The 12639-nt window shown below is 67.9% G+C and carries 8 protein-coding genes and 1 pseudogene; 7 read left to right on the top strand and 2 right to left on the bottom strand.

The features are described 5' to 3' along the window. The first annotated feature begins 176 nt into the window (after positions 1 to 176). The 7 genes from ACIRA7_RS11115 (at position 177) to ACIRA7_RS11085 (ending at position 11498) form a co-directional block, all read left to right on the top strand. A complete protein-coding gene (locus ACIRA7_RS11115) occupies positions 177 to 1607 on the top strand; it encodes a carboxypeptidase regulatory-like domain-containing protein (protein WP_396220909.1) in 1431 nt (476 codons plus the stop codon). A gap of 23 nt (positions 1608 to 1630) precedes the next feature. Beyond that, positions 1631 to 2287, top strand: coding sequence for a c-type cytochrome (locus ACIRA7_RS11110; RefSeq protein WP_396220908.1), 657 nt, complete (start codon positions 1631 to 1633; stop codon positions 2285 to 2287). Continuing rightward, positions 2248 to 4629, top strand: coding sequence for a tetratricopeptide repeat protein (locus ACIRA7_RS11105; RefSeq protein WP_396220907.1), 2382 nt, complete (start codon positions 2248 to 2250; stop codon positions 4627 to 4629). Before ACIRA7_RS11110 ends, ACIRA7_RS11105 begins: the two co-directional genes overlap by 40 nt. Positions 4630 to 4764: 135 nt before the next feature. Continuing rightward, positions 4765 to 8046 (top strand): SusC/RagA family TonB-linked outer membrane protein, encoded by a 3282-nt coding sequence (locus ACIRA7_RS11100; protein WP_396220906.1) that lies wholly within the window; start codon positions 4765 to 4767, stop codon positions 8044 to 8046. A 17-nt stretch (positions 8047 to 8063) separates the two neighbouring features. Beyond that, positions 8064 to 9455 (top strand): hypothetical protein, encoded by a 1392-nt coding sequence (locus ACIRA7_RS11095; protein ID WP_396220905.1) that lies wholly within the window; start codon positions 8064 to 8066, stop codon positions 9453 to 9455. A gap of 47 nt (positions 9456 to 9502) precedes the next feature. Beyond that, complete coding sequence (locus tag ACIRA7_RS11090) at positions 9503 to 9955, top strand: hypothetical protein (RefSeq protein WP_396220904.1); 453 nt, start codon at positions 9503 to 9505, stop codon at positions 9953 to 9955. A gap of 151 nt (positions 9956 to 10106) precedes the next feature. Further along, entirely contained in the window at positions 10107 to 11498 is a 1392-nt protein-coding gene (locus ACIRA7_RS11085; RefSeq protein WP_396220903.1) for a hypothetical protein, read from the top strand. Positions 11499 to 11598: 100 nt separating this feature from the next. Here the strand turns inward: ACIRA7_RS11085 and ACIRA7_RS11080 are convergent, their stop codons facing one another. Next, entirely contained in the window at positions 11599 to 12261 is a 663-nt protein-coding gene (locus ACIRA7_RS11080; RefSeq protein ID WP_396220902.1) for a superoxide dismutase, read from the bottom strand. A 22-nt stretch (positions 12262 to 12283) separates the two neighbouring features. Further along, positions 12284 to 12639: pseudogene (locus tag ACIRA7_RS11075) on the bottom strand (type I glutamate--ammonia ligase); the annotation flags it as partial.

The raw sequence follows: 12639 nt of genomic DNA, 5'->3' as shown, positions 1-12639 counted from the left end.
CCGCGACCGGCGCAAACGCCGGGAGGGAACCGCCGGGAGCGGCGCCCGGCAAGGGAGCAGGAGCATGGGTCATGCCCGCATGCTCGCGGCTCCACCACCCACCGGCAAGGGTCGCTCGGTCGGCAAACACCGCGCCCCCCTACCCGCCATCCCACCGGAACACTATTCTCGCCGGTATGCCGTACCGTCATCGCTGTCTCGGACTTCTCGCGCTGGCCGTTGGCGCCCTCATGCCCCTCGCGACGGTGCAGGCGCAAGCGCTTCCCCCCGCCCGGGTCACGGGCGTGGTGTTCGACAGCCTCGCCATGCAACCGCTCGCCGGCGCGACCGTGCAATTGGTCACGACCGAGCAGCCGGCGCGCATTCGGGCGGTCACCGCTGACAGTCGCGGCCTCTTCCGCTTCGACTCGGTGGCGGTCGGCGTCTATCTGCTCGGCTTCCTACATCCGCTCCTCGACAGCCTGGGGATCGACGGGCCAATGGCGCGCCTCGAGATCACGACGCCCGACCCGATCGCCATCACACTCAGCACGCCGTCGCCCACCGCGCTCATTGCCACCCGCTGCGACCTCACCCAGCCCGGTCGGCTACCGGGACTGTTCGTGGGTCGCGTCCGGGTGGCAGGCGGGGCACCGCTGGCCACGTCGGCGCGCGTTCGCGCGCAGTACACGCAATCCATCGCCAGTGAGCGCGGCCTCGAACGGCGCACGCTCTCGCAGTTCGGCTCGACCGACGACGACGGGCTATTTCGCGTCTGCGGCCTGCCACCGGGCCGGATCGTCAACGTCCGCGCCTTCAGCGCTACCGACAGCAGCGGGTTCGTGGAACTCACCGTGCCGACCAACGGACTCCTGCGACGCGACCTGGTGGTCGGCCGCGCCACGCGCACCCGGAGCGACACCGCAACCCGCGGGGAAAGCCTTGGCGGAACCGCACGGCTCCGTGGAACCGTGCGCAACGCGGCGGGGAATCCCGTGGTCGGGGCGCGCGTCGTGCTGCTTGGAGCGGCGCGCGAAGCCACCTCGGGCAACGCCGGACAAGTCACCCTCTCCGCGCTCCCCGAGGGCAGCTATACCCTCGAGACCCGCGCCCTCGGGTATCAGCCGCTCCGGACCGTCGTCGATCTCGACAGCAGCACACCGGCCGAGGCCGAGCTCACACTGGCGGCGCTCCCGGCGGCCGTCGACACCATGCGCGTGCGCGCCGATCGCATGACGGTTCCGCTCGTGGACTTCGAGCGCCGCCGCAAGCTGGGCTTCGGCCACTTCCTCGACGAAGCCGCGATCACCGCGCGCGCTCCCAACATCGTGGCCGACGTGTTCCGACAGACCCCGGGCGTCGTCACCATGCCCGGCCAGTTCGGGCGCGACCGGGTGCTGCTGCGCGGCACCGGTATGACCGGCGATTGTCCACCAGCCGTCTTCCTCAACGGCCTGCTCGTTCCCAATGAAGACGGCGATCTCGACGCCATCGTGAACGCCCGCGATGTGCGCGCCGTCGAGATCTATGCGCGCACGGCCAGCGTGCCCCTGCAATTCCAGACGCGCAACGGATGCGGCTCGATCGTCATCTGGACTGGCGCCCGCACCGCTCCCGCACGGAAGTGATGCGCCGGGCGTTCGCTTTCGTCGTGGTGCTGGGGGGCCTCCCCATCACCGGTGCGCACGCCCAGCCGCTCTCGCCGTTCGCCACCGCCAAGGCGACCACGTTGTTGCGGGAAAAGTATGGATGCCTCGGGTGCCATCGCCTCGGAGACGACGGCGGGCAGTTGGCGCCCGCGTTGCACGATGTCCGCACCCGACGCGACGCCGCGTACATCGCCGCGATCATCCGGAATCCCCAACAGGTGCGGCCGGGCGCCGCGATGCCGCGCACGCGCATGCCCGAGGCCGATCGGACCCTCATCACCCGATTACTCGGCGGCGACCTCACGGCCCGCGATGGCACCGTCCCGGCAGCCCCTGCGCCCACCGACACCAACGGCGCCGCCCTCTATCGCACGTGGTGCGCCGGATGCCACGGCGCGACCGGACAAGGCAACGGCCCGAATGCGAAGGCGCTGCCCGTACCGCCGGCGCGTCACGCCGATGCCGCCACGATGAGCCAGCGCCCCGACGATACCCTGTACGACACCATCGACGGCGGCGGTGCTATCATGAACCGCAGCGCCCGCATGCCGGCCTTCGGGGGCTCGCTCTCGCCGGTCCAGATCCGGGCGCTCGTGGCGCACATTCGCACCCTCTGCCGGTGCGTCGGCCCCGCGTGGTCGCGGGATGGCGCACCATGATCTGGGCGGCGATACGCCCCGCGATACGCCCCGCGATGCGCACCACGATCACGGCCGCGCTGCTCGCCGGGATGACCGCCTGTTCGGGCAACGACACCGAGGGCGCCGCGAACACCGCGGGCACGACCGCGCTCACGGTCGGGGCGCTCACGCCACCACCGGCCCCTCCGACCCCCGCCGACTTCGCCGGGGCCGAGAGCTGCCAGTCGTGCCATGCGGCCGAATACGCCACATGGAAGCGCTCCACCCACGGCACCGCCGGTGGCGTGCCCGGCAGTCCCACCAACGACGTGCGGGTCATCGCGCCCTTCAATGGGGAGCCCATCCGGTTTCGCGACGCCCTCGTCATTCCCCGGCAGGTGGCCGGCCGGTTCAGCTTCCTCGTGCAGCGAGAGGGGGAAGCCGACACGACCTTCTCGGTGGACGGGGTGATCGGGGGCGGCCACATGAACGGCGGCGGCACCCAGGGCTTCGTGACCGCGTGGCCCGACGGCACGCGACGGTTCCTCCCCTTCGACTGGAGCCGCAGCAGCCGCGTCTGGTTTTGCCACACCGGCACGCGCACCGAGCGCGGGTGGCAACCCATCACCCCCGCCATGCGGCTGGCCGATTGCGGCGACTGGCCCCCCTCGCGCGTCCTCGGCGACGACAGCCGATTCAGCAACTGCCAGTCGTGCCACGGAAGCGGCATCACAGTCGCCTTCGATAGCGCGGCGCGGCGGTGGCGCACTGACATCCGCTCGCTGGCGGTCGACTGCGAATCCTGCCATGGCCCGGCGGCCAAGCATGTCCGCCTCCTCAGGGCGGGCGGCGGCGGCGCGGACATCGGACTGGTGGCGCTCGGCGCGCTCGACAAGGACCGGTCGCTGGCCACCTGCATGGGCTGCCACGCCCTCAAAACGCGTCTCGCGCCCGGGTTCACCCCTGGAGCGCCACTCGAGGCCTACTACAGCCGCTACCTGTCGCAGCTGGGAGACAAACCGTTCACCCCCGATGGGCGCACCCGCACCTTCGCCTATCAGGAGGGGCACTACGCCAGCGACTGCTATCGCAACGGCGGCATGACCTGCGCCTCCTGTCATGATCCCCACAGCCAGGGGTATCGCACGGTGGACGGACAGCCCATTCCCGGCCGCTTCGACGACCGCCAGTGCACCAGCTGTCATGCCAGCAAGGCGCAGAACCCCCCCGCCCACACGAAGCACCCCGCCGGCTCGACCGGGAGCCAATGCGTCGCCTGTCACATGCCGTACGAGCAGCAGCACGAGCTCGGCCGGGCGATTCGCTACCGGCGCTCCGACCATTCCATCGCGATCCCCCGACCCGCCCTCGACGCCTCGCTCGGTCTCGTCGGCGCGTGTCAGGGGTGTCACGCCAACCTCAGCACCGCGGCGCTCGACTCGCAGGTCACACGCTGGTGGGGCGCGCTCAAGCCGCACGACGCGGCGGTCGCGGGGGTGCTCGCCGCCCGTTCCGCCACCTCGATGGACGCGGCCACGCCGTTGCTGCTGCACCCCACGTCGCGCCACACTATGGCGCAGGTCGCCGGGCTCGCCGAGTGGATCGAACGGTTTGCCGGGTCCGACCAGCAGTCCGCCCCCGCATCGCTCGATACGCCGCTCCGTGCCCTAGCCGACGCCCCGGATCGCGATGTGCAGGCGCTCGCCCTCGCCAGCCTGCATCTCGCCCGTGGTGGGGTGCCCAGCGTCCGTCGATTCCTCCAGCAGCGCCTACAACCAGTTCCCGGGGACGACCGATCGGCCCTGCGACGACGCTGGGCAGTCATCCTCGGCGGTATCGGGGACGCCGCCCGGGCCGCGGGTCAGCCCCAGCGCGCCGTCGCCGCCTACGCGGCCGCCCTCGAGGTGGTGCCGGGCGAACCGCAGCTGCTCCTCACGCTCGGGCTGGCCCGCGCGGCCCAGGGAGACCTCGACGGCGCGGTGGCCGCCTATCGGCAATCGCTCCAGCGCGACCCCCGGCAATTGCTGGCCGAGGTGAATCTGGGGAACACGCTCGACCAGCTGAGCGACCCGGCCGGAGCCGTGGCCGCCTACACCCGTGCGATCGCGCTCGATCCCACCGCGGCGCTCCCCTACCTCAATCTCGGCACGCATTACCTGCGCGACGACCAGGCCACCTTGGCGCGACCGCTGCTGGAACAGGCGCTGGCTCGCGACCCCGGACTCGCCACGGGGCACTTCCAGCTCGCGCTCGTGCGACTCAAGGCGGGAGACCTCACCGGTGCCGAACGCGCCGTCCGGCGTTCGCTGGCGATCGACAGCACCAATGCCGACGCGCGCCAGCTGGCCGAGGCCCTGCGCGAGGCCCGCCCGCCGCGCTAAGGGTACGGGCCCCGGGGACCAAAACCGGGATCAACCGTTGCTCAATCATAGAAGGCGACGCATATTCGCCGCTCGCTTTGCCACACTTCTGGCCGTTGGGCCCGAAGTCTCTTCACGACCTGTAGGAGGCACGGAATGCCCGGAGCTTTTGTCGCACGTTGCCGGTCCCTCATCGCGCTCGCGGTGATGGCCCTGGCCGTGCCCCTGGGCCGCTCAGCGGCGCAAGGATCCACCGCGATCGTCGAAGGTCGCATCACTGACGCCGCGAACAGTCGGCCCCTCGAAAACGTGCAGGTCAGCATCGACGGCACGACGCTCGGCGGCATGACCAATGCGCAGGGTAACTACCGGATCACGGGCATCACCGTCGCCGGCGGCTCCTCGCAGGTCGTCGTCCGCGTGCGCGCCATCGGCTACTCGCGCGAAACCCGCACCGTCACGGTCACCCCCGGCCAGACGGTCAAGGCCGACTTCTCCGTCACCGTCTCGGCGATCCAGCTCAATACCGTCGTCACCACCGGCAGCGGTCAGAAAACCGAAGTGAAGCGCCTCGGTAACACGGTGGCTGTCATTACGCCGCCGGCCAACGCGCCCATCAACGACATTTCCAACCTGCTCACCGCCCGCGAACCCGGCGTGACCGGTCTCGTGTCGGGTGGTCTCTCGGGTGAAGGCGCCAAGATCCGCATCCGCGGCAACGCGTCGCTCTCGCAGTCCAACGAGCCCATCATTTTCGTCGACGGCGTGCGTATCAACTCCGGCGGCGGCTACGGCATCGGCAACGGCGGTGGCGGCTCGCCGTCCCGTATCGACGACATCGACCCCAGCACCATCGAGCGTGTCGAAGTCCTCAAGGGCGCGGCCGCGGCCACGCTGTACGGCACCGAAGCCTCCAACGGCGTGATCCAGTTCTTCACCAAGACCGGCACGTCGAGCGCCCCGCGCTGGACCATGCAGCTGCAGCAGGACGCCGTCAGCTTCGGCGACCGCGTCGCGCCGAACTCCGGCTTTGCCCGCACGCAGGCGCGCGCCGACTCGCTCGCCACCTACTGGAACATCCCGGGGCTCAAGGCCTTCCAGGTGTTCGAAGTGCCGGTGTTCAACAAGTACTTCACCGAGCTGGGACGCGGCAACACGTTCTCCACCTCCGTGCAGGGCGGCGGCCAGGCCGTCACCTACTTCGCCAGCGGCCGCTACTACTTCGAAAACGGTCCCTTCGGCGGCGTCGACTACGGCCCCGCGCGCGACGTCATCCGCCGTATTCAGTCCTCCGCCAACCTGTCGATCGTCCCCACGAAGAACCTCCGCCTGCGCTTCAACAACTCGTACTACAACACGCAGGGTGAGTCGCCCGAGAACAACAACAACATCTACGGCGTCAACTCGCTCAGCTACATGTCGCGCCCCGAGCTCGCCAACTGCAACCTCTCCACCTACGTGTCTCCCGGCGTCTGCTCGGGGGCCGGCAACGCCTTCGGCAACCAGGCGTTCATGACGGTGCGTGAGGCGATGCAGCAGCAGAACAAGACGGGCGTGCAGCGCTACGTCGGCACCCTCGATGGCTCCTACACCGCCACCGAGCGCCTCACGCTCAGCAGCACCCTGGGCTTCGACTACGCGTCGCAGAACGACTTCGGCCTGTCGCCCTTCGGCTACAACGTCGACCTCTTCACGTCGAACAACCCCGACGGATCGCGTCAGGTGTACTCGGGCGGCACGCGCGTGCTGACCCTCGACGGCAAGGTCGCCTACAACCGCGACTTCGGCCCCTTCAGCACCTCCAGCGTGGCCGGTTTGCAGGTCTTCAACAACCGCACCACCACCAACTCCGGCTCCTCGGCCTTCTTCCCGGGCCCGGGCATCGAAGTCGTCGGCGCAGGTGGCCAGAACATCTCGGCCGGTGAGTCGTTCCTCACCACCGTCAACGGTGGCTACTTCGCTCAGACGCAGATCGGCTGGCGTGACTGGGTGTTCGGCACCGTCGGCGGCCGCTACGACTTCTCCAGCGCGTTCGGTAAGAACGCCGGCGGCGTCTTCTACCCGAAGGCCTCGCTGTCCATGGTCCCGTCGGATCTCAACAGCTGGTCGTCCACGCTGCTCTCCACGTTCCGCGTGCGTGCCGCGATCGGTCAGTCCGGCCGTCAGCCCGGTGCCTTCGATCAGTTCACCACGTTTGCGCCGCAAGTCACGTCGCTCGGCGCCGGCCTCCTCCCGTCGCAGCTCGGCAACGCCGACCTCCGCCCGGAAATCTCCACCGAACTCGAAGGTGGCTTCGAAGCCGGCCTGTTCAACAACAAGGTCGCCGTCGACTTCACCGCGTGGAAGCGCAACGTGAATGACGCGCTCGTGCCCCGCCTCTTCCCCACCTCGGGCGGCTTCCGCAGCGCGCAGCTCACCAACATCGGCACCATCGACGCGAGCGGCCTCGAACTCGGCGTGCGCAGCACCGCCATCCAGCGCGGCAACACCAAGCTCGAAGTCTTCGCCAACGCGGCGTACCTCAAGCAGACCCTCACCAGCCTCGGCGGCGCTCCGCCGATCCGCGTCTCGGGTGGCTATGCCCGGTACCGCATCTACCTGAAGGAAGGCGATCCCCTGGGATCGATCTACGAGCCGCGCATCGCTCCGGCCTGCGGGACCGCGCCGGCGACGAACTCGGCCGGCAAGCCCATCGCCTGCTACACCGGCGACCAGCTGCCCATCAACTTCAATGGTCGCGGCACCCCGGCCACCAAGGCCGAACTGCTGGCCTACTTCGCGCAGCCGCGTGATATCCAGCAGTCGTCGGTGCAGAGCACGCTCCAGCCGTTCCTCGCCGATTACGACGGCAGCGGCATCCTGTTCGAACAGCGCGTCGGCGCCTCGATCCCGGTGTGGACCGGTGCGTTCGGTGGTACGCTCACGATCAGCGAGCGGTGGAAGGTCCAGTCCACCCTCGAATACCGCACGGGCTACTTCGTCTCCAACCTCACCGACGGCTTCCGCCTCTCGCAGCACCCGTCGATCGGTTCGAACCGCAAGGAGTTCTCCGAGATCCAGTCGATCATGCAGAACCCGGCCAGCACGCCGGAACAGCGTGTCGCGGCGGCCACGGAGTACATCACGACCTACCGTCGTCTGCTCGAGCCGGGACTCAATCAGGCCCAGAGCGGTGACTTCCTCCGCTGGCGTGAACTCGCCGTGACGTACAACCTCGGCGCCGAGAAGGCCAAGAAGATCGGCTTCCGCGACGCCAGCCTCACGCTCTCCGGCCGCAACATCTTCCTCTGGACGCGCTACCCTGGCCAGGACCCGGAGTCGAACGAAAACGGACGCGGCTCGGTCGGTACGCTCGCCGACAACTTCCAGAACGCCACCGACGGATTCGGCCTCCCCATCCCGCGCCGTTTCTCGATCGCGCTCAATCTCAACTTCTGATCCGGAACCCCATTCTTATGAAGCACGGAATTTCGATCGGGGATTCGGCACGCCTGCGTCGTCGCCTCAGCGGTGCGGCGCTGGCCGTCGGAGCGATGACCCTCGCCTCCTGCCAGATCTTCTCCACTGAAGTCAAGAATCCCAACGCCGTCACCGAAGACGCCATTGCGACGGCCTCCGCCGCCGCCGGCTCCCTCGTGACCGGTCTCTACGGCGCCGTCAACGCCGCCGGCAACCAGATCACCGGCGCCGTCGGCGCCGCCTCGGATGAGCTCACGTGGGTGGGCTCGCGCGAGTATTGGAACCTGCTCGACGTCGGCGACATCGGCGACCCGCTCAACGAGTACACCGACGGCATGTATCCGTACGTCAGCCAGGCACGCTGGATGGCCAACTACGTCCTGCCCAAGCTCGAGGGCTACGACAAGGCGGGCTCCCTGCGTAACCGCGCCGATCTCGCCCAAGCGTATTTCCTCGCCGGCACCATCTACACGATGATCGGCGAGAGCTACGAGGATTTCGTCATCACCTCCGATCGCACCGCCAACGGTGCGCCCATCGGCGAGGCGAACATGCGCGTCATGTTCGACTCGGCCACGACGTACCTCGGCAAGGGGCTCACCATCGCTCAGGCGCTCAACAACTCGCCGCTGCAGGCCCGCATCCTGGGCATGCGCGCGCGGGCCAGGTGGTCGAGGGCCGTCTGGGGCTCGCTGCGCGCGCCGCGGGGGTTCCCGGCCAACCCGCTCATCAATGATGCGGGCGCCAACGCCGATGCCGCCGCCGCACTCACGGCGATGGGAGCCAACAGCTTCCGCTATCGCTTCGACGTCGTTGCGCAGAACAACGGCGGCTGGTTCTCCACGGGTGGCGAGATGAATTCCCGTCTCGAAATCCGCGCCGGCTCCCGCTACGTGAACGTCACCACCGCCGGCACGCGCCCGCTCGACGGCATCGCCGGCATCAAGCTGGTCGATCCCGTCACGGGTCAGCCCGATCCGGCCACGGCCAAGAACATCGACGAATGCTGCCGGTTGTCCTCCACCGTCAACGTGGGATGGACCGCCACCTCGGCCAAGGAAATGCTCCTCATCCTCGCCGAAGCCGGACTCGCCGCCGGAAACACCGCCGAGTTCACCACGCGCATCAACGCGCTGCGTGCCGTCGACGGTCTCCCGGCGTGGGCAGGTTCGCCGTCCGCTCAGGCGATGCTGTCGCATTCCCGCGCGGTCTCGCTGTTCCTGCAGGGGCGTCGCCTCCACGATCACTACCGCTTCCAGGAGCGCGCGGATCGCTGGGTCGCCACTCGTGGCCTCCGGCCCTGCTTCTTCCCGATCTCGTACAACGAGCGCCAGCAGAACCCGCTGACGCCGCAGCCGGCTCAGGATCGTCCGGCGGCATGCCAGTAACCCGCTCCATGCACACTGCAGGACAGAACGACCGGCCACGGAGCTCCGTGGCCGGTCGTTTCACTGCCGCCCCTGTCCTCGCGCTGACGGCGTGGTCGCTGCTGGGATGCTACACCTACGTGCCGGTGGCCGGCCGGGGGGTGCCGGTCACTGGAGACGGCCGGGTTACGCTGACCGACGCCGGCACCGCGGCCTTGGCAGGGCAGCTGGGGGCGAATGTCCGTGAGATCGACGGCATCATTCTCCGCGCCACGGCCGATTCGGTGGTCATGACGGTCGCGCAGACCACCACCACCTCGCGCGAACGGTTTACCTCCACCGGCGTCACCGTCGCCATCGCCCGGCCGCTGGTGCAAGACATCAGTGCGCGGACCTTCTCCCGCAAGCGGAGCCTCACCTTTGGGGCCGCCGTGGTCGCCATCCTCTCCGTCGCCTTCGGCGCCGTCACGGCCGCCTCCGCCAGCGGCGCCGGCGACGGGCCCGGCTCCATTCAACCCTGAAACGACTGTACCCGCAACTATTCCATAATGCGGAATGACAATTAGGACCGATCGGTCTAACTTGTCGATCGTTTAGCCGGTATCGGGGGGGGCGTCGCAGTCCCATGACCCCCCGATGGTCGGCACACCGATCCACTTGCAATGTCACGGCATGCGCGCTGCGTTTCGTTCGTTCGTTCTGGTCGCCGCTCTCACGACCCCCGCTTCCCTCCTCGCCCAACCCGGCGTTGGACGCCCTGGCGGGGCACCGGCCACCGCAAGCGCCGTCCCTGACACGATTCTCAAATCCGCGCTCCGCGTCTACCTGGATTGTCAGGGCGGCGTGCGCGGATGTGATCGCGACTTCTTCGTGCAGGAACTCGGCTTCGTGAACTGGGTGCGCGACCGCTTCGACAGCGACGTGCATCTGTTGCTCACCAGCCTCAACGCCGGCAACGGCGGCCGAGAGATCACCGTCAATTTTCTCGGCCAGAAGAGATACGCCGGCAAGACCGATACGCTCGTCATCAACACGCTGCCGAACGATGCCGATGACCGCGTGCGGCGCGAACTGGTGCGCACCTTTCAGCTGGGACTCGCCCCGTATATCGCGCGCACCCCGATCGCGTCGCGCCTGCGCCTGTCGCTCACCGGGGGACCCGCACCGCAGCAAGCGAATCCGCGCAACGTCAAAGACAAGTGGAATTTCTGGCTGTATCGCATCGACGGCAACCTCGCCGCCAGCGGCGAGCAACTCGTGAAGTCGACCAATCTCTCGACCTCGCTCTCCGCCGCGCGGACGACCGAGCAATGGAAGATCAACATCGGCGGCAGCGCCAGCTACAACGAGCGCGACTTCAAGGTGTTCGTCGCCAATCGCGACAACCCGGCGATACGCGATACCGTGTCGGTGATCGTGTTGCAGCGCGCCTCGTCCGTCAACGCCTTGTTTGGGAAGACGCTCACCGGTCATCTCACGGCCGGACTCAAGGTCTCCGGCGGATTCAGCGAAGTCCTGAATCAGCGAGCGTCGCTCCGCCTCGCTCCGGCGCTCGAATACAACATCTTCCCGTGGACCGAGGCCACCCGTCGGCAGCTCACCCTGCTGTATACCCTCGGGCTCAACCACTACCAGTACAACAGCACCACCGTGTTCGGTCAGGATCGGGAAACGCGCGGCAACCACTCGCTGCTGATCGCGACCACGCAGCGCCAGAAGTGGGGCAACACCAATCTGTCCCTCGAAGGATCGCACTATCTGCACGACCCCCAGCGCAACCTGGTTACCCTCTCCGGCTTCGTCGACCTGCGCCTCGGTCGTGGCTTCTCGCTCAACTTCCGCGGGTCGGCGTCGCGCGTGCGCGATCAGATCTACATCGCCCGCAACGTCCAATCAGAGCGCGACATTCTCACGCAGCGCCAGCAGCTGCAGACGAACTTCCGCTACAACACCTTCGTCGGCATCGGCTACACGTTCGGCTCCATCTACAATACCGTCGTGAACCAGCGCTTCGGCACCTTGGGCGAAAGCGGCCGTCGCTTCGGATTCGGCGGCGGCGGCTGATAGCGGCGCAGCACCGACGAACCCATCACTCGAAACGCTGACTCGAAACGCGACACTCACGTGAGTCTCGCGTTTCGAGTCAAAGTTTCGGGCTCTGGGTCTACCGGCGCAACTGCGCCCCCGCCACGTCCCAGTTGATGCGCGCCAACACCGCATCGAGATAATCAGCGCGCCGGTTCTGATACCGCAGATAGTACGCGTGCTCCCACACATCGAGGCCGACGATCGGCAACTCGCCCTCCAGCAGCGGCGAATCCTGATTCGGCAGTCCGCGCACCACCAGCCGGCTCGTGGCCGTCTTCACCAGCCATGCCCACCCGGATCCGAACTGCGCCAGCCCGGCTGCCTTGAGCGCCGCCTTGCAGGCATCGAGCGTGACGAAATCGCGCACGATCATCTCACTCAGCTGGCCGCTGGGCGTGGACGACGTCGCGCTCCCCGGTGCCAGCAGCTCCCAGTACAGCGCGTGATTGGCGTGACCGCCACCGTTGTTGCGAATCGCCGTCTGCACCGCCGCCGGCCATTTACGCATCCCCATCAGCAGCTCGCCCAGCGTGTACTGATGGAGATCGGGGAACGCCTCCAGCGCCTTGTTCAGATTCGTCACGTACGCCGCGTGATGGCGATCGTGGTGAATGGTCATCGTCTGCGCATCGATCGCCGGCTCGATCGATTTCGCGTCATAACCCAAGGCCGGCAGCACGAACGGATAGCGCTGCGCCAACACCGCATCGGCCCGCGCGAACAACGATCGAACGCTCATCACGTCTCCCAAAGGAATAAGCTCAGTACTTCGCCAGGTAGCGCTCGAGCTCCCACGCGCTCACCTGCTGGTTGTACTCCCGCCACTCGGCACGCTTCGCCGCCAGGAACTGCTCGGTGATGTGCTCACCGAGCGCCGCCCGCATCACGTCGTTCTTTTCCAGCTCGTCGCACGCTTCACTCAGATCCTGCGGCAAGTCGTCCACCCGCAACCGGCGACGCTCACGGAACGACATCTCCCAGATGTTCGTGTTCACCGGTTCACGCCAATCCGCCCGCGTCTCGACGCCATCCAGACCGGCGGCCAGCATCGCGGTGAGCGCAAGATACGGGTTCGCACTCGGATCCGGCGTACGCAATTCCAGGCGGGTCCCCGTTC

This window comes from Gemmatimonas sp. (assembly GCF_044376735.1).
In the GTDB taxonomy this organism is placed as follows: Bacteria; Gemmatimonadota; Gemmatimonadetes; order Gemmatimonadales; family Gemmatimonadaceae; genus Gemmatimonas.
This window is presented reverse-complemented; position numbering and strand designations above follow the sequence as displayed.

Bases quoted from the DNA above. Each gene is read 5' to 3' on its own strand.
- ACIRA7_RS11115 (WP_396220909.1), top strand. From the start codon at position 177: ATGCCGTACCGTCATCGCTGTCTCGGACTTCTCGCGCTGGCCGTTGGC.
- ACIRA7_RS11100 (WP_396220906.1), top strand. From the start codon at position 4,765: ATGCCCGGAGCTTTTGTCGCACGTTGCCGGTCCCTCATCGCGCTCGCG.
- ACIRA7_RS11095 (WP_396220905.1), top strand. From the start codon at position 8,064: ATGAAGCACGGAATTTCGATCGGGGATTCGGCACGCCTGCGTCGTCGC.
- ACIRA7_RS11085 (WP_396220903.1), top strand. From the start codon at position 10,107: ATGCGCGCTGCGTTTCGTTCGTTCGTTCTGGTCGCCGCTCTCACGACC.
- ACIRA7_RS11080 (WP_396220902.1), bottom strand. From the start codon at position 12,261: ATGAGCGTTCGATCGTTGTTCGCGCGGGCCGATGCGGTGTTGGCGCAG.